General features: G+C 43.2%; 17 protein-coding genes. 10 read left to right on the forward strand and 7 right to left on the reverse strand.

All coding sequences use genetic code 11. The features are described 5' to 3' along the window. The first annotated feature begins 24 nt into the window (after positions 1-24). The 3 genes from V7K32_RS20420 to V7K32_RS20430 all read left to right on the forward strand — a co-directional run bounded on the left by V7K32_RS20420 (position 25) and on the right by V7K32_RS20430 (position 1,497). Positions 25-462, forward strand: coding sequence for an RrF2 family transcriptional regulator (locus V7K32_RS20420; protein ID WP_229472844.1), 438 nt, complete (start codon positions 25-27; stop codon positions 460-462). A gap of 63 nt (positions 463-525) precedes the next feature. After that, a complete protein-coding gene (locus V7K32_RS20425) occupies positions 526-918 on the forward strand; it encodes a pentapeptide repeat-containing protein (protein ID WP_334995616.1) in 393 nt (130 codons plus the stop codon). A gap of 93 nt (positions 919-1,011) precedes the next feature. Further along, positions 1,012-1,497, forward strand: a complete 486-nt coding sequence (locus tag V7K32_RS20430) for a DUF2243 domain-containing protein (protein WP_334995634.1) — start codon at positions 1,012-1,014, stop codon at positions 1,495-1,497. A gap of 509 nt (positions 1,498-2,006) precedes the next feature. Here V7K32_RS20430 and V7K32_RS20435 read toward each other — a convergent pair. Further along, entirely contained in the window at positions 2,007-2,444 is a 438-nt protein-coding gene (locus tag V7K32_RS20435; RefSeq protein ID WP_334995617.1) for a hypothetical protein, read from the reverse strand. 1,008 nt (positions 2,445-3,452) lie between these two features. On the opposite strand from V7K32_RS20435, the gene efeU reads away from it, so the two are divergent. From efeU to efeB, 3 genes are all read left to right on the forward strand, one after another. After that, entirely contained in the window at positions 3,453-4,286 is an 834-nt protein-coding gene (gene efeU / locus V7K32_RS20440; protein WP_334995618.1) for an iron uptake transporter permease EfeU, read from the forward strand. Between the two features lie 154 nt (positions 4,287-4,440). Next, positions 4,441-5,631, forward strand: coding sequence for an iron uptake system protein EfeO (efeO, locus tag V7K32_RS20445; protein ID WP_334995619.1), 1,191 nt, complete (start codon positions 4,441-4,443; stop codon positions 5,629-5,631). A gap of 94 nt (positions 5,632-5,725) precedes the next feature. Beyond that, complete coding sequence (gene efeB / locus V7K32_RS20450; protein ID WP_334995620.1) at positions 5,726-6,985, forward strand: iron uptake transporter deferrochelatase/peroxidase subunit; 1,260 nt, start codon at positions 5,726-5,728, stop codon at positions 6,983-6,985. 8 nt (positions 6,986-6,993) lie between these two features. Here the strand turns inward: efeB and recN are convergent, their stop codons facing one another. Then, entirely contained in the window at positions 6,994-8,724 is a 1,731-nt protein-coding gene (gene recN, locus V7K32_RS20455; RefSeq protein WP_334995621.1) for a DNA repair protein RecN, read from the reverse strand. Positions 8,725-9,070: 346 nt separating this feature from the next. Here recN and V7K32_RS20460 point away from each other — a divergent pair, with 346 nt between their 5' ends. Then, entirely contained in the window at positions 9,071-11,059 is a 1,989-nt protein-coding gene (locus tag V7K32_RS20460) for an ABC1 kinase family protein (protein ID WP_334995622.1), read from the forward strand. Between the two features lie 85 nt (positions 11,060-11,144). Here V7K32_RS20460 and cysC read toward each other — a convergent pair whose 3' ends face one another. The 3 genes from cysC to V7K32_RS20475 form a co-directional block, all read right to left on the reverse strand. After that, on the reverse strand, positions 11,145-11,723 hold the full coding sequence (gene cysC / locus V7K32_RS20465) for an adenylyl-sulfate kinase (protein ID WP_334995623.1): 579 nt from the start codon (positions 11,721-11,723) through the stop codon (positions 11,145-11,147). A 148-nt stretch (positions 11,724-11,871) separates the two neighbouring features. Next, positions 11,872-12,306, reverse strand: a complete 435-nt coding sequence (locus tag V7K32_RS20470; protein WP_334995624.1) for a hypothetical protein — start codon at positions 12,304-12,306, stop codon at positions 11,872-11,874. Positions 12,307-12,489: 183 nt separating this feature from the next. Next, the gene (locus tag V7K32_RS20475) at positions 12,490-15,474 is read right to left on the reverse strand and encodes a valine--tRNA ligase (RefSeq protein ID WP_334995625.1); all 2,985 of its coding nucleotides are present in this window, start codon (positions 15,472-15,474) and stop codon (positions 12,490-12,492) included. A gap of 58 nt (positions 15,475-15,532) precedes the next feature. Between V7K32_RS20475 and V7K32_RS20480 the strand changes: the two genes are divergently transcribed. Then, positions 15,533-15,958: a GxxExxY protein gene (locus V7K32_RS20480; RefSeq protein WP_334995635.1), complete on the forward strand. Its 426-nt coding sequence runs from the start codon at positions 15,533-15,535 to the stop codon at positions 15,956-15,958. Between the two features lie 62 nt (positions 15,959-16,020). Here V7K32_RS20480 and V7K32_RS20485 read toward each other — a convergent pair whose 3' ends face one another. Further along, positions 16,021-16,761: a dienelactone hydrolase family protein gene (locus tag V7K32_RS20485; protein ID WP_334995626.1), complete on the reverse strand. Its 741-nt coding sequence runs from the start codon at positions 16,759-16,761 to the stop codon at positions 16,021-16,023. Positions 16,762-17,224: 463 nt separating this feature from the next. On the opposite strand from V7K32_RS20485, the gene V7K32_RS20490 reads away from it, so the two are divergent. Then, positions 17,225-17,485 (forward strand): transposase, encoded by a 261-nt coding sequence (locus tag V7K32_RS20490; RefSeq protein ID WP_334995627.1) that lies wholly within the window; start codon positions 17,225-17,227, stop codon positions 17,483-17,485. A 65-nt stretch (positions 17,486-17,550) separates the two neighbouring features. Further along, complete coding sequence (locus V7K32_RS20495) at positions 17,551-17,769, forward strand: hypothetical protein (RefSeq protein ID WP_334995628.1); 219 nt, start codon at positions 17,551-17,553, stop codon at positions 17,767-17,769. A 280-nt stretch (positions 17,770-18,049) separates the two neighbouring features. Here V7K32_RS20495 and V7K32_RS20500 read toward each other — a convergent pair whose 3' ends face one another. Beyond that, positions 18,050-18,277: a hypothetical protein gene (locus V7K32_RS20500; protein ID WP_334995629.1), complete on the reverse strand. Its 228-nt coding sequence runs from the start codon at positions 18,275-18,277 to the stop codon at positions 18,050-18,052. Positions 18,278-18,720 lie beyond the last annotated feature (443 nt).

Consider the following 18,720-nt stretch of genomic DNA (forward strand, 5'->3'; position numbering starts at 1 on the left):
AGTGTCAGTTAAAATATTAAGTCTGTGGTAATCTCTAACAAATCAGAATACGCACTTCTAGCCCTGTTAGAGTTGGCAAGCTGCTACCCTAACGGTGAAGCCCTGCAAATTCGAGAGATAGCGGCATTACAAGACATACCGAACCGCTATTTGGAACAACTTCTGGCCACATTAAGGCGCGGAGGTTTAATTAAGAGTATACGCGGAGCCAAAGGTGGCTATGTTCTGGCACGAGATCCCGGAAAGATTACAGTGTTAGATGCTTTTAGTTGTATGGAAGGATCAGATATCGTTGTCTCTAATCCTGAACCGACTCCCAACACAGTAGAAGGTGAGCTAATTCAAGAAGTCTGGCAAGAAGCACGTCAGGCTGCTAACTCAGTTTTAGAAAAATATACACTGCAAGACCTTTGCGAACGAAGATCAATGCGAAAGCAAAAAGAACTCATGTATTACATTTAGAAAGGATGAAGTAGGAAAGTTTTCATGCTTAGTTATGAAAGTAATAACCTGTGATGCTGTTATATGCCTGAAGCCAATTCTCAACAGCCTATAAATAGTGCCGCTACTCTTGTGGAGAGTTATGCAGCAGGAAAACGGGAATTTAGTAAAGCAGAACTTGGTAATGCTGATTTGCAAGGTATTAACTTGAAAGGTTCTGACTTGAGTTATGCTGACTTGAGTGAAGCTAACCTTAGTGGCGCAAATTTGAGGGGAACTGATTTGAGTTTTGCCGATCTGGGTCAAGCTAATCTCAAGGATGCTAATCTCAGGGGAGCATTGTTGATGTCAACGAATCTTCGCCAAGCCGATCTCAAAGGAGCGAACCTGGAAAAAGCAGACTACGATCGCAGCACCCATTTTCCCCAAGATTTCGACCCAGTGAAAGCGGGTATGCAGATTAAATCTGAAAATTAATTAAAGTTCACCGATCGTACTTGCCTCAAGATAGAAGATTTTTTCCCTAAAAGAGTTGTACTTTGGTGATAAAGCCTATCTATGAGGTTGACAATGGAGGCGAAAAGTGAAACCCTCAACCGACGCGCACCACTAATCACTGCTGGAATTTTTCTTGGTGTGGGTCTTGGAGGCTTTATAGATGGAATTTTACTGCATCAGATCCTCCAGTGGCATCACATGCTCAGTAACATTCGACCTCTGACAAACACGGCGAATATAGATTTAAATATGGTATGGGATGGGTTATTTCATACCTTAGATTGGGTATTCACTGTGGTAGGACTTGTGTTGCTATGGCGTGCCGGAGGGCGTAATGATGTTCCTTGGTCATCACAGACCTTTATTGGGTCAATATTGATTGGTACTGGGTTGTTCGACTTAGTTGAAGGTTTAATAGACCATCAAATTCTCGGTGTCCATCATGTCAAACCAGGCCCAAATGAGTTAGTTTGGGATCTAGGATTTCTTGCATTTGGTGCGCTACTTATTCTCATCGGCTGGATAACGATAAAAAAGGCAAGAGTCATTAGTCATTAGTCATTAGACATCTCCGACAATGAATGTAGAGACGCGAAATTTCGCGTCTCTACAAGGATTTCATTTTGCAGATATTTAATTTCCGGAGATGTCTATTAGTCATTAGTCATTAGTCATTGGGAAACAGGACTTGAGGACTCTTGAGAATTGGGGATAAGGGGAAAGACTTGTTGTAAGTTCTAGTTTACACTCAAGTCCTTTTGTCCCCTTGTCCCTTAGCATCCCAATTGTGCTAAGGGACTTCCAAGAAATAAATTATTCCAATAAACGAACCACAGAGACAAAGCAGCGCGGTCTTGGGGGTTTCCCCCATGAGGGACTGCCGCACAGAGAACGCAGAGAGAACAAATAGAGAGAGTTTTGCGTCAGTTTTGGAACATTTTTTTATTTGTCAGTCCCTAATGTGGGATTTTTATTTAGCGATCGCACATTGCCTAATTAGAAGGTAGATAAACCCAGAATTTTGGGATAAATTCTAACTTCAATTCGCCCTTAAAGTTATGCTGGCACTAAGCAATTGGGAAACCGCCGCTACCAGTACCAGAAATTGGTGGTATATTGCCTCCTTGTGGAATTCCATACTTAGTAAAGTCGAAGCTGCCTTCTTGGGGAATTCCATAACTAGCGGAATTGAAGCTGCCAGTCGTTGGGATGCTAGAGCTACCCAAACTAAAGCTGCCTTCTTTTGGAATTCCATACTTAGAAGGATCGAAGCTGCCTTCTTTTGGAATTCCATACTTAGCAGGATCGAAGCTGCCTTCTTTTGGAATTCCATACTTAGCAGGATCGAAGCTACCTTCTTTTGGAATTCCATACTTATCAAAATCGAAGCTCTTAGCCGTTGGGATGCCAAAAGCGCCTCCAGGTGCGAAAGGATCGCTGAGGTTGCTAGGCTGACCACCACCATTAACCGAATTGCCAAAAACAGAATTCGCATCAGATACCATTAGAGTTAGTCCTCCTATTAGGACATAAATTTTGCTTCATTAATAAATGTCAAAAAAGCATAATTATGCTTATACCAATTGAAAAAATGAACGCGACAGATGGACGGAGAAAACCTAGATACACTAAGTGGTTTCCAATCCAAAATCTAAAATCCAAAATGGTATTGTTTTGTAGCTTTTTTTGCTTTTTTAATTGCTAATCTTGAGCTTCTCTTACTCAATCACAGGGTGTTTTTATGAAATTTACTGACTAAAACAAACCTGCAATCAATGCTGGTTATGTCAATAAATATAAGAAATTTCACTTATTTTTACAATGAAAAATCTTTAGATGCTTGTGCTAAATCTTTAGATGCTTATGCCAAATTTTTAGATACTTTTACTACTGAAATTTGCGGGATAAGATCATTTAAATTGGTATGAATTGCCCTTGACAAATGGGCATCATGAGTAAAAAGACAGAAATGCTGTCGCAAAAGGGACTCAATACTTGGGATTAAAGATGGGGGACTAGGTGTAAAACCTTAAAATTATGGTGGTTGCTCATTACCCAGCAACAAGTTTTTTAAAATTTGGTGCTTGTATCCAGTACCCAGTAATCCTTCTTGCGTTCCTCAAGAACTTTAAGACCCCCACCTCTGGTAACGAGCAAGAAGCTAACGCAACAGTGGCTCCAAATCATCCTCTCTTTGAATCGCCGGATGATTTGTTTCTCCCGCCTCCTTCAAGCTGGGAGCATCCCAATTTTGGCTTAAATCTTTTCCCTCACTCCCAGCCCGTCTCCCATATGACGGGAGACGGGAGACATAATTCTAGTTCCCCAAATCCCAAATGATCGGATTCGGGGTTAGGGGATAAGGGCTATCAAGGGAATAGCACATTTGGGATGCTCCCTTCAAGCTTCCAGGATTTTAGAGCTTTTTTAACTTCGACTTATATACAAATGTTCTCAACTAAGTTATTATTCTCATCAGGATTTGATAGTAATTATAACTAATAAGGTTATCCATGCTTTTTCCCTTCTTGATCATGTTCAGAGAGGGCGTTGAAGCTGCACTTGTCGTGGGTATTATTGCCAGCTATCTCAAGCAAACTGGGCGTACCCATTTGATGAAGTCAGTTTGGATTGGCATCGCACTAGCGACTTTTATTTGTCTAGCTGCTGGGATTATTTTGCAAATAACTAGTCAGGAGTTTCCGCAAAAAGAACAAGAACTATTTGAAGCGGTAATTTCCATCATCGCAGTTGGGGTTCTCACCTGGATGGTTTTCTGGATGCGCCGTGCAGCTCGTTCGATGAAAGGCGAGTTACAGTCTCAAATTGAAACTGCCATTCAGTCGGGGGATAAATGGGGTACAGCACTGGTGGGGATGTCATTCTTTGCAGTACTGCGGGAAGGTCTGGAAACAGTAGTGTTTCTGCTGGCTACGTTTCAGCAAAATTTGGGAATTCAAGCTCCCGTGGGGGCATTGTTTGGATATGCAGCCGCACTAGCCGTTGGTGTAGGCATCTATCAGGGTGGTATTCGGATCAACTTGAGGCGATTTTTTAAATGGACAGGAGCCTTCATTATTCTGGTTGCTGCTGGACTCTTAGGAAGTGGGGTGAGAGCTTTCCATGAAGCCGGAGTGTGGAATTTATTGCAAACAGTAGTATTCGATGCTAGCGGGGTACTTCCCAAGAACGGGTTTATCGGTTCACTTTTGGCAGGATTTTTTGGATATAACGATGCCCCAACGGTGAGCGAGGCGATCGCCTATTTTGGCTATCTAATTCCTACCATGTCGCTATTCTTCTTCGCGGATAACCTTAGACAGAAGACTACAGCAAGGCATTCTTAGTAGTCTGCCAAGTCAACAATGCAAGGTTTGTAGTGAGCGATTTATCGCTCAATTTTAAGCACTGAAGTGCTTACTACAAACTTTTATAACCCATCAAAACTAATGACATAGACTACTAGCTACTTCAATAATTAATTTTTAGGAAAATACGACAATGAAAAATGTTTTAAAGTATTCAACAATTATCTGTCTAATTGCCTTGACAGTAGCTGCTTGTGAATCCAAGAAATCAAGCGAGACTTCCGGGAATAATTCTCCAGAAGCTAAAGTAGCCAGTGATACTTCTAGCAGCAATCCTGCGGAAACTGCTTTGGCTGTGACAGATAAAGGTTGCGAACCCAATCAGCTAACAGTAGCATCTGGGCAAAATAGCTTTGTGCTTACCAACAAAAGCAGCCAACCTTTGGAGTGGGAGATTTTGTCTGGGGTGAAAGTCGTTGAGGAAAAAGAAAATATTGCTCCTGGCTTTGTTCAAAAACTCAAAACCAATCTAGAACCAGGTGAGTATGATATGGCTTGCGGTTTACGCAGCAATCCCAAAGGGAAGCTGACAGTGAAAGCTGGAGTTGGAGATTCGCAAGCCAAGACGACCGGAGATCAGGGCAAATTAGTAGGTGCGATCGCAGAATATAAAGTCTACATCATCAAAGAAATTGACCAACTGGTTGCTAAGAACAAAACCTTCACAGATGCCGTGATTGCTGGCGACCTTGCTAAGGCTCAGAAAAGTTATGCCTCTGCCCATGTTCACTATGAACGCACAGAACCGATAGCTGAACTTTTCTCCGACCTCGACAAAAGCATGGATTCCCGTGCTGATGACTTTGCTAAAAAAGAGGCTGACCCACAATTCACCGGATACCATCGCCTAGAGAAAGCTTTATTCCAGGACAAAACGACAAAAGGCATGAAACCCTTTGCCGAAAAGCTACAGAAAGATGGAGTAGATTTACAAAAGCGCATTGCCACCTTGACCATCGAACCGAAAAACATGGTTGGCGGTGCTGCTGACTTGATTGAAGAAGTGGGTAAAACCAAGATTTCTGGAGAAGAAGACCGTTACAGCCATACTGACTTATGGGACTTCAGCGCTAATGTAGAGGGTTCCCAAAAGATTGTAGAGTTATTGCGCCCCGTCATCCAAACAGCCAACCCAGATTTACTGGCGCGTGTGGATACAAATTTCACCAAAGTTAACCAAGGACTTGCTAAATACAAAACCCCTGATGGTGGTTTTGCTACCTACGACAAAGTGAGTGAAACAGACAAGAAAGATATGAAAACAGCGATCGCTGCTCTTTCTGAAGATTTGTCTCAGTTACGCGGGACTCTAGGCGTTAACTAATTTATTGAACAGAATTGAGTTGGTTATTCTGACCGAAAAAACGAATGAATAACCGACGTTTTTGCACGCCCACCATATCAGTGAACAGCGAACTATGTCTAGTTCAGAGCAACCAAGGTTACGCATTACTCCCCACATCCGCCGTCGTGATTTGCTCATTGGTATGGCAGCAGCAGGTGGAGTAGCAGCTTTGACCAGTTTGGGTTATCGGACTCTTTCAGAACCTACCGAAGACCCATCTGAAGAAACTGTGCCATTTTTTGGTATTCACCAAGCAGGTATTATTACCCCCGTCCCGGCTTCGGCGTTGATGGTGGCGTTTGACACAACTGCTAAAACCAAAGCGGATTTGGTGCGGTTGTTTCAAACCCTAAGCGATCGCATTCAGTTTCTCATGGCTGGGGGAACACCCAAGCTACGCGACCCCAAATTTCCACCCAGTGATTCGGGAATTCTTGGTCCTGTAGTGGTTCCCAATAACCTCACCATCACCCTAGCAGTGGGTGACTCGCTGTTCGATAACCGTTTTGGACTTGGTAACTTGAAACCCAAGCGGTTAGATACTATGCCAGGTTTTCCCAATGACCAACTTGACCCAGATTTGTGTAATGGGGATATACTGCTACAATTTTGTGCGAACACGGAGGAAGCGAACATCCACGCTTTGCGGGATATTATTAAGAATCTGCCTGACTTGATAACTTTGCGTTGGCAAATAGAGGGGTTTCTACCACCTAATACTCATAAAAAGCTTGGCAAAACCACGGTGCGGAACCTACTAGGTTTCAAAGATGGCACAGCAAATCTAGATGCTAGCGATGAAAAGTTGATGAACCGGATTGTCTGGGTACAGCCAAACACCGGCGAACCAGCTTGGACAGTAGGGGGAAGCTATCAAGTGGTGCGCGTCATCCGCAACTTAGTCGAACGCTGGGATCGGACTCCACTACAGGAGCAACAGACAATTATTGGACGCAGTAAGGACTATGGCGCACCTTTGGGGATGAACCACGAGAAAGATATTCCCAATTACGATCAAGACCCAAAGGGTCAACAAATTCCTCTAGATGCTCATATCCGCCTTGCTAATCCTCGCAAATCAGAGTTGGGTTTGATTCTGCGGCGTGGCTTCAATTATTCACGCGGGTTTGACAAAGCTGGACAGTTAGATATGGGTTTGTTGTTTGTCTGTTTTCAGGCTGATTTAGAGAAGGGGTTTGTGACAGTGCAAAATCGCTTGAAAGGAGAACCTTTGGAGGAGTATATTCGCCCCATTGGTGGTGGATATTTCTTCGCTTTACCTGGTGTCAAGGCTGAAGGAGGTTATCTTGGTCAGTCATTACTAGAAACGTAGATTTATGTTTAATTTTTAATTTTTTGACGATGGTTAGCAGCTTGTAATAACAGAGATTCGGCAAATGCGATCGCATCACTTGCAGATTTACCACCAGCTAACTGTGCTAGTTCTTCCCGGCGAGTATTTAAATTCTCCAAGGTAGTAACTCTAACAACGGTACGCTGCTCGGCATTACCTTTACCTTGATTGATAGTTTGCTTATCTACGCGGAAATGGCGATCGGCCATTGCTGCAACTAAAGGCTGGTGTGTAACACATAATACTTGGTTGCGTTGACTTAGTTGGTGTAATTTTTCCGCGATCGCTTGGGCGACTCTTCCCGAAACCCCGACATCAATTTCATCAAAAACCATTGTCCCAGCCACATCAACCTGAGAAAAACAAGCTTTCAGCGCCAATAAAAAGCGGCTCATTTCCCCGCCAGAAGCAACTTCCGTTAAAGGTTGCAGGGGTTCTCCAGGGTTGGAACTAAACATAAAGGTAATTTTATCTGCTCCGGTGGCAGTTGGGAGAGCAGGAACTATCTCAACCAGAAACTTCACCTTTTCCATTGCTAGGGGCTTGAGTTCAGCTATCAAACGTGATTCTAAATTAGCAGCCGCCTTACTTCGTAGTTGAGTTAACTGACTACTTGCTTGGGTAAGTTTCTCAAAACACGCCTTTTCTTGCTGTTCTAAACTTTCGATAGATTGTTCGCTGTCGTTAAGTTGGGCTAATTCTTCTTGGATACGTTGGTAATAAGCGATCGCTTCTTTTAGTGTCGGCCTATACTTGCGGCAAATTTGCTTTAATTCCTGAATTCGTTCTTCTACCTCTTCCAACCTCTGCGGATCGGCTTCCAAGCCATCCCCATAAGCATTAATCTGCCTTCCCACTTCCATTACCGCAGCTTGCGCGTCCCTAACCAATTCCAACAAGTGTTGTAGTTGGGTATCATATTCCACCATGTCATTTAATATCGCCTCACTGTCTCCCAATAAATCACCTGCGGCGGGAGTTTCATAATCGTTTTGATACAAAGCCTGATAAACCTTGTAACTCATTTGTTGCAAATCGACTACATGATTTAGGCGTTCTTGTTCTTGTGCCAACTGTTCCAATTCATTAGGTTCGCAAAGATTAGCTGCTCCCAATTCTTGCACTTGATAAGTGAGCAAGTCGAGTTGTTGCAACCGTTCCCGTTCTGATGTCCGGCGTTTTTCAAGTGCTAAATGCGCCTGTTGATAAGTACTAAAATTCGTAGCGACTTTATGACGCTGCTGCATCAGAGAGTCACCGCCATATAAATCCAACCAATCGCGGACTTGGGCTGATTGTCCCACTTGTACAGTTTGACCTTGGGCTGTGATTTCCACCAAGCGATCGCGCATTCCGCCCATAATCTGCCGATTTACCAACACGCCATTCACCCGCGATCGACTGCGGATATTACTAGCAGTAGCTGTGATTTCTCGGCTAATGACTACCGAATTTTCATCAAGCAAATCTATTTCTTGTTCGGTTAACCAAGCTGCTAGAGGGGCGTTTGAGGTAAAAGTAGCTTCTACCATTGCCCGACTTGTCCCCGTGCGAATGACTCGACTAGAGACTTTACCGCCCAAAGCGGCATCAATGGCATCCAAGATAATCGATTTTCCAGCGCCGGTTTCACCTGTTAACACATTTAGTCCCGCGCCAAATTCCAATTCCAGTTGGTCAATTAAGGCAAAGTTTTCAATTCGCAGGCAAAGCAACATCAAGCCAAATTCTCCATGAGGGAAGATGCCAAATACTTCCAACTTACAAGACAATAAGTATGATATTTCAGCAACTAGCAATACCTACTACTATTGAACTAGTATGCCCATCTAAGTGTAGCAGACCATTAGGGATGAGGGGGATGAGGGGAGCAGGGAAAGAATTCTAACTCCCAACTCCTAACTCCTAACTCCCCACTCCCAACTCCCAACTCCCAACTCCCAACTCCCAACTCCCAACTCCTAACTCCTAACTCCTAACTCCCCACTCCCCACTCCCCACTCCCAATCCTTCAACATATTGTTACAATACTTAATGTGATCGTTCTGACTGGTGGCCTTCTTCATGATTGTTAAGACACTTCCCCCTAGTTCCCAACCGATTCAGGAGGACAGTCGCAATGGCACAAATCGCCGAGGCGAACTGGACGTTATTGATGTAGTGCCAGAAGATGGTACAAATAGCTTAGTTGTGCGCTCGCCAAGGCTTTTAGCAGCCCAAAAGGTGAGGACAACAGCCCAACCTGAGACGCTTTACGATCCTGTAGGTATAGCGGCGCATTACCAAAACAGAAAAGTGCAAGTTCTACGGCGGATTTTCGCTGTGTTGGGGCCGACTCTATCGTTTGTTTTTGGATTGTGGTCGGATAGTAAACGGGGAATTGTCGTCAAAAACGATCGCCGCCGAGCTACTCAATTACGAGTATTGCTGACGAAACTGGGGCCTGCTTACATCAAAATTGGACAAGCTTTATCCACTAGACCCGATCTGGTTCCTCCCGTATACCTAGAAGAATTAACTAAACTACAAGACCAATTACCGCCTTTTCCCAACGAAATTGCTTATCAGTTTATCAAAGAAGAACTAGGCGCACCTCCAGAAGAGGTTTATGCTGAACTCTCAGCCCAGCCAATTGCTGCGGCTTCATTGGGACAAGTGTATAAAGGTAAGCTAAAAACTGGTGAAGAAGTCGCAATTAAAGTTCAACGCCCCGACTTACGAGAGGGGATTACCATTGACTTGTATATCTTGCGTAACCTCGCCGCTTGGGTGCAGAAAAAGGTCAAACGGGTAAGAAGTGATTTAGTTGGGATTCTCGATGAATTAGGCGATCGCATTTTTGAAGAGATGGATTACATCCATGAAGGCGAAAATGCCGAACGATTTTTCGACTTATACGGTCACATGAAAGACATATATGTACCGAAAATTTACTGGGAATATACCAATCGTCGTGTTTTGACGATGGAGTGGATTAACGGCACCAAATTAACCCAGACAGAAGAAATTAGCGCCCAAGGGATAGATGCTCGTTATCTAATTGAAGTGGGTGTGCAGTGTTCCCTGCGCCAGCTGCTAGAACATGGATTTTTCCATGCCGATCCCCACCCTGGTAATTTGTTAGCAACAACCGATGGTAAATTGGCTTATCTCGACTTTGGGATGATGAGCGAGATTAAACCACCACAGCGTTATGGTTTAATTGAAGCGATCGTCCACGTCGTCAACCGCGACTTTGAAGGATTAGCAAAAGACTACGTTAAATTAGATTTTTTATCACCAGAAACCGATTTAACACCAATTATCCCAGCTTTTGCCAGAGTCTTTGCTGATGCCCAAGGAGCCAGCGTTGCCGAACTTAACATTAAAAGTATTACCGATGAACTATCGGCTTTGATGTATGAGTATCCTTTCCGCGTACCACCCTACTACGCCTTAATTATTCGCTCCCTTGTGACACTTGAAGGGATTGCAATATATATAGATCCCAACTTTAAAGTTCTGAGCGAAGCTTATCCTTACGTTTCTAAACGCTTGTTAACCGATCCAGCACCGCAATTAAGAGCATCATTGCAAGATTTGTTATTTAAAGATGGCAGATTTCGCTGGAACCGTTTAGAAAACTTGTTAAAAAATGCGCGGAATAGTCAAGACTATGACTTTAATTTAGTGCTGAATCAGGGGATAGAATTTCTAGCATCTGAACGCGGTGCTTTTATTCGTGACAAGCTAGTAGATGAATCTGTTAACGGACTCGATGCTTTAGGTAAAAATGTTTTGCATAACTTCACCTATTTGTTGCGGAAACGCGTTGGATTGACAGCAGTTAATGAAACTCCGGCGGCGACAGTTGACCAACAACAAACCTTGGAGCATATCAAACGTATATTAGGTATTCTCCAGGAAACACGGGGCTTTGATCCAGCGCAATTTGTACCTCAAATTGCCCAGTTATTGGTGAATTCAGATGTGCAACGTTTAGGTCAACAAATTGCCAACCGCTTTACGCAAAAGGCTGTAGCCAGGTTAATTCGGCAATTATTGGCATCTTAGTAAAGTTGATGAACTGCGTAGGTTTTGAAGATTTGTAGGTTGGGTTGAACTTAAGTGTTACCCAGAAAATGTTGGGTTTCGTTCCTTAACCCAAGCGTATTGCTATATAACCCAACTCTTCAAGCTTTTCTAAGACCTTGGTTGCACTTTGAGCAACGCTTTCTTCATTCGTTTTGCATTCGACTTCTGGACAGAGTGGTATTTCATAAGGATCATCAATACCAGTGAAGTGCTTAATTTCCCCGGCTCTTGCTTTTTTATATAACCCTTTTACGTCTCGCTGTTCACAAACTTCTAATGATGCATTGACGTAAACTTCAATGAAAGATGAAATACTTTGGCGCACTTCTTCCCGAATTTCGCGGTATGGTGAAATGGCCGAAACCAATACAATTACATTATTTCTGGTAAGAAGATGAGCCACAAAGCCAATGCGCCGAATATTCTCTTCTCGATCCTCTTTACTGAAACCCAATCCTTTGCATAGATTTTGACGTACCGCATCGCCATCAAGAACTTCAACTCTGTATGCCTGTATCCGCAGTTCCTTCTCTACGAATTTACAGATAGTAGTTTTACCTGCACCACTTAGACCAGTAAACCATACTGTTACGCCATCCTCTTGTTGTTTCATCTTACCTCCGTCGTACACTTCAAATTGCATACCAAAAAAATGCTTTTTTGGGTACTTTTAGGTTAATAAATACACACTTGAGCATGTTGTGGCTTTGTCATACAATTTTGGATTTTAGATTTTAGATTTTAGATTGATTTAAAATCTAAAATTCGGTGGGCAATACAATTACAAACTTTTAACTTTCCTCTTGGGGATAACCATTTTTCTCCCGTTTGAGGCTTTCTTCTAAGGCTTGAATTTGTTCACGACGAGCTTCCAATTCTAAGGAACGCCGCGCTAAATCTTGGTTTTGCAACGTCAGGGATTGTCGCCAATGTTCCGCTCGCTCGGCTTCGTGCTGCAAAAATTCCGGGGTAATGCCTATAGTGAGGTAGCTTTGGACCAAATGGAGTACCCAGTTGGTGGCATCTTCTAGTCTTTCAATGTCGCCTGTAGGGGAAAGTTCCACCAAAACAAGCAAGTTCTGACTCATAATCTTTCCCTTTCCTAGCAAAATGAAAGCCTCTTCTGGAATTATCGCCCACAAGTTATCAGCTTCTTGACGCGCCAATAAGCGTAACTGGTGCTGCTCTAAAAAATCGTTTTTACGCACCTGGGCTAGATATAGCATGAGGGTTGCTTTGCTCCAATTCAAAATTAAAAATTAAAAAAATTTAATATAAAATAATAAATGCGAAAATTGATATTTTCTTAATTGGTAATGGGTAATTGGGAATTATTGATACTCCTATTACCCATTACAGTTATCCTAAGGCACGCAGGCGATCGCTACGACAATCCCTTGAGGCGATGGCTACGGCAACGCCTTAAGGCGTACGCGCAAAATTTCAGCTTGCTTTTGTGCTTCTGCTAAGGCATCCCGCGCTCCCTGTACCACGTCAGCCCTAGCTCTATCTACGAAACTAGGATTGTTTAATCTGGTACTCAAGGACTCAACTTCTGCTTCAGCTTTACTCAAGCTTTTTTCTAGCTTGGCACGCACAGCTTCAATATCTACCACACCGCTTAGAGGAATTAGCACTTGTATTGTACCAATTACACCTGCAATGGAATTTTCTGATTCTTGTGGTTGTTCTAATTCTCTCTGCGGGAAAAATCGGCTCCATAAGCTAAGTCTTGCTTCAGCAGTGAGTAAATTTTGGCTAACAAACCAGGCTGTGTAACCAAAACCAACTATTTCAAAGAAAGTTCCGACGATGGGAATGTCATCAATGGCATTTCCCGCAGCTAAACCCAATCTACCAAAAACAATGGCCACAATAATTAAGCCAATTGTCTTCAAACCCCTCTGAGGTTTTTTAACAGCAACAGTTTGACTTTTTTCTTTGTCAGTAATGGTTAAAGTCTCAACCTTCGCCAAATCTTTAATATAAGACTGTCCAGCAGTAATAATTTCTCGCTCTTTCTCACTTTCAGTTTGCAAATTCGCTGTCACTTTTACCCCTGGTTTAATATCCGCCTCAGCCCGCAAATTCCGAATTGTGCGGATAGTAGCAATCAGCAATTCAAACTGTTCTTCTAAAGCTAGATCAATTAGATTTGCATCTACCTGGGGATATATTTGTAATGGTAAAGTTTGCGGGGAATCTGCTGGTTGTTGGGTGAGAGTTTGCCAAATTTCTTCGGTAATATGAGGCATCAACGGATGAAGCAGTTTTAAAATTCCTTCCAATATGTAGCCGAGGGTTTGCTGTGCTACTCGCCGCGATACTGCATCGGCATCTGCTTGCAATCGGGATTTTACCAGTTCAATATATTGATCGCAGAAATCACCCCAGATAAACTCATACAATCCCTTAGCTGCTTCTCCTAAACCGTAATTATCGATATAATTGGTGGTTTGTTTGACAACTTGATGATACCGCGAGATGATCCAGCGATCGCTCAATTCGATAGCTACTGGATTCCCCAATTGTTGCGGTGTTTGTCCATCCAAATTCATCATCACAAACCGGGCAGCATTCCACAACTTATTTGCAAAGTTGCGGGATGCCTCCACCGATGCTGATTCATCCTTTTTGCGATCGTATTCTAAGCGGATATCTTGACCAGCGCCAGCCACTTCTCTAATTAGGGTATACCGCAGCGCATCAGTACCATATTTGTCAATTAATAACAATGGGTCAATACCATTACCTTTGCTCTTAGACATCTTTTGGCCTTTTTCATCAAGCACTAAGCCGTGGATGTAAACGGTTTTAAAAGGCATTTGCTGCGTAAAATGCCCAGCCATCATGGTCATTCTGGCTACCCAGAAAAAGATGATGTCAAAGCCTGTTACCAAGGTAGTAGTCGGGTAATAAGTTGCGAAATCTTGAATTTGTTCCGGCCAGCCCAAAGTCGAAAATGGCCAGAGTCCAGAAGAAAACCAAGTATCTAGCACATCTGGGTCTTGTTCTAACTTGACATTTTCGCCAAATTGTGATTTAGCTTTTTCCCAAGCTTCAGATTCCGATTTCGCCACTACAAAGGGCGTATTATCGGTAATTTGCCCATCCGTTTCACTGACAGCATACCAAGCGGGGATTTGGTGTCCCCACCATAATTGGCGAGAGATACACCAATCTTTGAGTTTTACTAACCAATCACGATAGACCTTAGTCCAGCGTTGGGGGACAAACTCTGGGGAAGTTTGCTGGTCGAGGAATTCGAGAGTGTTATCAGCTAGGGGGCGAATTTTGACAAACCACTGAGTTGAGAGGAGAGGTTCAATAGGTACTTTACCGCGATCGCTGTAGGGAACGGTATGCTTATAATCTTCTATCTTCACCAAAAAGCCATCTGCTTCTAAGCGAGAAACCACATTTTTTCTAGCAACAAAGCGGTCTTGTCCTTGAAATTCCCCAGCATTGGCGTTGAGAGTGCCGTCTTTATTCATAATGTTGATTAACGGCAGATTGTGACGCTTACCCATGTCAAAATCGTTCGGGTCATGGGCGGGAGTCACCTTTACGCAACCTGTGCCGAAAGTGGGGTCAACAAATTCATCGCCAATAATGGGAATTTCTCGTTGTAGAATGGGCAGAGTTAGAGTTTTGCCGATGAGATGTTTGTAGCGATCGTCATTGGGATTAACTGCTACAGCCGTATCACCCAGCATCGTTTCTGGTCGAGTTGTCGCTACCTCTACAAAACCAGAACCATCGGTGAGGGGATAACGGAAATGCCAGAGATTTCCATTCACCTCTTGATTTTCCACTTCCACATCAGACACCGCCGACCCAGAAGCGGGACACCAGTTAACTAAATATTCACCACGATAAATTAAGCCTTCCTCATAGAGGCGAGTAAACGCCTCGACAACAGCTTTAGATAAACCTTCATCCAGCGTAAACCTTTCCCGTGACCAGTCCACCGAGACACCCAAGCGTCGTAGCTGATTAAGAATTGTTCCCTCAGACTCCGCCTTCCATTGCCAAGCGCGTTCTAAGAATTTTTCGCGCCCCAACTCGTAGCGAGTCTTACCCTCTGTTTTGAGTTGCTTTTCCAGCATACTATGCACAGCGATGCTGGCGTGGTCAGTTCCGGGTAGCCATAGGGTATTGCGTCCCTGCATCCGGTGGTAGCGCACGAGGGTATCAATTAAGGCACTTTCAAAAGCGTGACCCATGTGTAAGCTGCCGGTGACATTCGGCGGGGGAATGACGATGCAGTAGGGTTCACCGCCTTTGTTGGGGTCAGCTTTGTAAACTTGGTTGTCTTCCCAGAATTTTTGCCACTTGGCTTCGGTGGAAAAGGGGTCGTAGAGACTGGGGAGATTGGGAATGGTTGCGGTCATGCTGGGCAAACTAAGGAAGGACTTTTATAAATTTTGCCACAGGGTTGGGGAGGGATTGATGGAAACGAACCGCAGAGGCGCAGAGAACGCAGAGGGAAGAGAGGTAGGAGAGAAAATGAATCGGCTTACGGGGGAGGTGATTGGGGCGGCGATTGAGGTGCATCGGGTGTTGGGGCCAGGGTTTTTGGAGGAGGTGTATAAGGAAGCGTTAATTATAGAATTTTTCAGGTGCGGGATACCTCATATGGTTGAGAAGTCGGTAACAGTAAATTACAAAGGACATGAAGTAGGTAAGGGTAGATTAGACTTTCTGGTTGCAAATTGTCTAATTGTGGAATTAAAAGCTGTCCAAAATTTAGCCCCAATCCACGAAGCTCAAGTCCTCTCCTACCTTAAAATGACTAATTACCCCCTAGCCCTCCTTATCAACTTTAACGTCCCCCTCCTCAAAGACGGCATCAAACGCATCATCCTCTCTTCTTAATCTCTCTGCGCTCTCTGCGCCTCTGCGGTTCGTTCCTTAAACCCATGAAACACTAGAAGTTTTCAGTCTGCAAATATGCGCCCCAAAAAAGTTACTATTTCAGACCAAGCTAGGGTGCTAGCACTAGAATCATAACGATAACCGTCGTCGCGCATGAATGTATGTTCTGCTTCATACGAGAAAACTTGGTGAGGTATGTTAGCATTCTCGATTGCTTTTATTATGGTTTGGCGATCGCTATCTGGTATATGAGGGTCAAGAGTACCAAACACCATTAGCATCTCGCCTTTGATTTCACTTACCCTCTGGATTGTATCGGCTACTTCTTTACCTAGTTTACCACTAGGAATGCCAGTAGGATAACAGCAGACACAAGCCCGAATTTCGTTTTGAAATGCTGCACGGAAGGCTAAATGTCCACCAATACAAAAGCCTAAAGTGCCTATTTGATTTGGAGAAACCGCACTCTCTGTTTTCAGAAATTCAATCATAGCAAGGCAATCGGCATCATAATCAGCTACGGAGGTTCGACGAGCATCGTCATTACCCCGCATTCTTCCAATATCGTCTGGCTCTATTACTAAACCAACTGGCTCAATTCGGTGAAAAATTTCTGGGGCTGCTACTACATAGCCGTATCCTGCTAAGTAGTTAGCTAGACGAATCATTGCATCACCTAACTGATAAATATCACTATAAAACACAATACCGGGGTATTTTCGTGCTGCTTTAGGAGCCGCTACATAAACACGCATTAAGCTACCATCTACTCTTAACTCAACGTTGCGCTTAGTGATTTGCACTTTTTTGTCTCCGTGTTCCGCTTGCTGTCATTAAAGCAGCCTAATGCCGTCAGGCATTCATCCCCATCTACAAAATACCCGAAGTTTTTCTAGCATCCGGTTACTTTCAACCCATAATATTCTGTCCGCATAATTAGTTATGACTCCCACAGTCATTGCACCCCAGCCCTTAATCCCCTCGCCGCTCTTCGGGAGGGGAGACAAAGCGTAGCTTTGGCGGGGTGGGGTTCTTCAAGTTTAATAAGTAATCAAACGGACATGATATAAATTAGTGTTTTCTACCATCACTGCGATCGCTTAATAAGCTGTTCTGCATTTAATTTGTATAATTAGGGCGCTCATGTTGCCCACCCCACAAGAGTTTTATTTTATTTGATTATTCAATTTAGATGATTTTCAGCTTATCATTAGTGACAAGTTTGTTGCGATCGCCTGTTAAAGTTGACAACTTGGTATAACTAAAATGACTCGCGCAAAAAGAAATTTGTCAGCAGGATTTTCTTACCACATTACTACGCGCTGCAACAACCGCGAATTTAATTTGGCGCGGCAAGAGTGCCGGGAAGTCTTCTTATATGCAATTAAAAAAGGTTTAGACAAATATGGCTTCAAACTTTATGCGTTGTGCATTATGTCGAACCACGTCCACTATCTTATAGAATCAGCCACCCCAGAAGATTTGCCTAAAATCATGCATTTTCTCAATAGACATCTCCGAAAATGAATGTAGAGACGCGAAATTTCGCCTCTCTACAAGGGTTTCAGATTACGCATATTTAATTTCTGGAGATGTCTAATTGGTACACAGCGATGTGCTTTAATCGAATGCTCAATCGCACAGGACACTTTTGGGAGGCGAGATATTATAGCTGTGGGTTTCCACCCACGGATACTAAGCGAGCCTTAAATACTCTACGCTACATTTATGGCAATCCCAAAGCTGCTCAAATGCGACGCAGTTTTTTCTACGATTTCAGTAACTACGGCACTTATGACCCTTACGGGTGACGCTCGATTACTCGCTAACGCTACGCTAGCGCCAGTTCCCTACGGCGGGAAACCTGCTTGCAGGACTGGACTCACCAATTGACTGTTGATGGATTGACTCAGTGGCATCCGGCTTTTCTAGAACTGGGTAAAACATTAGATGAATGTGCCAAAAAGTATCGGGGGTTTTGTCAAAGGTATAAACCAAAAGCAAAACCAGCCAAACTTTCTTACTGGGGATTTTGTTGCTGGCTGGCCATAAAATTAGCCGGAATAAGGGTAAGCACAAATGCTCACCTGGTCAACTGACACTTTTCGCGCAGTGCCAGGTATCGGAATGCCCGCGTCTGGCAAGAATCAGAGTTTGTTGGGGGACTGGTACAAAGCTTTTTCCATCTGAGCTAAGTTGAACAATCTTAGTAGTCGCAAGATTTATACCACCCACCACCATCGCTTCTTCATAATCCGTTAGCTTTTCAAACACTAATAAATCCTCTGTTAAGTTGGCGTTTTTTTCTGTCTGTTGCATTACTAATTCCTAAAAAATTAAAAAAAGAGTCGATTATTCAAATTGAACAGTCGATTTTCCCAATGTAACAGCTTTCTTGACGCTTGCCAACTGCTTATTTACAACATCCTACCTTTCCCACTTTTCCAAAACTTCCAAAACGTTTATTTGTGCTTTTTGAATTCATCCTACCAAACCCACTTTTCCCAGTTTTTTTACATACATAACCCAAGTTGCTAGTTATCGAAAAGCGCCCATCTTTAAAGTACAGAACTTTATTTTTTTGTAAATAAAAATACTTAAAACCAAGTTTTTTTATCTCTTTGATACTGTTTTGGGGTACTAACTAACAACTTGCGTTACATACTTAACCCGGATTTCTCACAACTAAGAAAAAAACACTTGGATTAGTCAGATTTAAGATGATTTAATTAATACATCATCAAAATATCTTTAGAGCGTGG

The organism is Nostoc sp. (assembly GCF_036917635.1).
Lineage (GTDB): Bacteria > Cyanobacteriota > Cyanobacteriia > Cyanobacteriales > Nostocaceae > Nostoc.

Coding starts and splice junctions, on each gene's coding strand:
- V7K32_RS20425 (WP_334995616.1), top strand. CDS start 526: ATGCCTGAAGCCAATTCTCAACAGCCTATAAATAGTGCCGCTACTCTT.
- V7K32_RS20430 (WP_334995634.1), top strand. CDS start 1,012: ATGGAGGCGAAAAGTGAAACCCTCAACCGACGCGCACCACTAATCACT.
- V7K32_RS20435 (WP_334995617.1), bottom strand. CDS start 2,444: ATGGTATCTGATGCGAATTCTGTTTTTGGCAATTCGGTTAATGGTGGT.
- efeU (WP_334995618.1), top strand. CDS start 3,453: ATGCTTTTTCCCTTCTTGATCATGTTCAGAGAGGGCGTTGAAGCTGCA.
- efeO (WP_334995619.1), top strand. CDS start 4,441: ATGAAAAATGTTTTAAAGTATTCAACAATTATCTGTCTAATTGCCTTG.
- efeB (WP_334995620.1), top strand. CDS start 5,726: ATGTCTAGTTCAGAGCAACCAAGGTTACGCATTACTCCCCACATCCGC.
- recN (WP_334995621.1), bottom strand. CDS start 8,724: ATGTTGCTTTGCCTGCGAATTGAAAACTTTGCCTTAATTGACCAACTG.
- V7K32_RS20460 (WP_334995622.1), top strand. CDS start 9,071: ATGATTGTTAAGACACTTCCCCCTAGTTCCCAACCGATTCAGGAGGAC.
- cysC (WP_334995623.1), bottom strand. CDS start 11,723: ATGCAATTTGAAGTGTACGACGGAGGTAAGATGAAACAACAAGAGGAT.
- V7K32_RS20470 (WP_334995624.1), bottom strand. CDS start 12,306: ATGCTATATCTAGCCCAGGTGCGTAAAAACGATTTTTTAGAGCAGCAC.
- V7K32_RS20475 (WP_334995625.1), bottom strand. CDS start 15,474: ATGACCGCAACCATTCCCAATCTCCCCAGTCTCTACGACCCCTTTTCC.
- V7K32_RS20480 (WP_334995635.1), top strand. CDS start 15,533: ATGGAAACGAACCGCAGAGGCGCAGAGAACGCAGAGGGAAGAGAGGTA.
- V7K32_RS20490 (WP_334995627.1), top strand. CDS start 17,225: ATGACTCGCGCAAAAAGAAATTTGTCAGCAGGATTTTCTTACCACATT.
- V7K32_RS20495 (WP_334995628.1), top strand. CDS start 17,551: ATGTCTAATTGGTACACAGCGATGTGCTTTAATCGAATGCTCAATCGC.
- V7K32_RS20500 (WP_334995629.1), bottom strand. CDS start 18,277: ATGCAACAGACAGAAAAAAACGCCAACTTAACAGAGGATTTATTAGTG.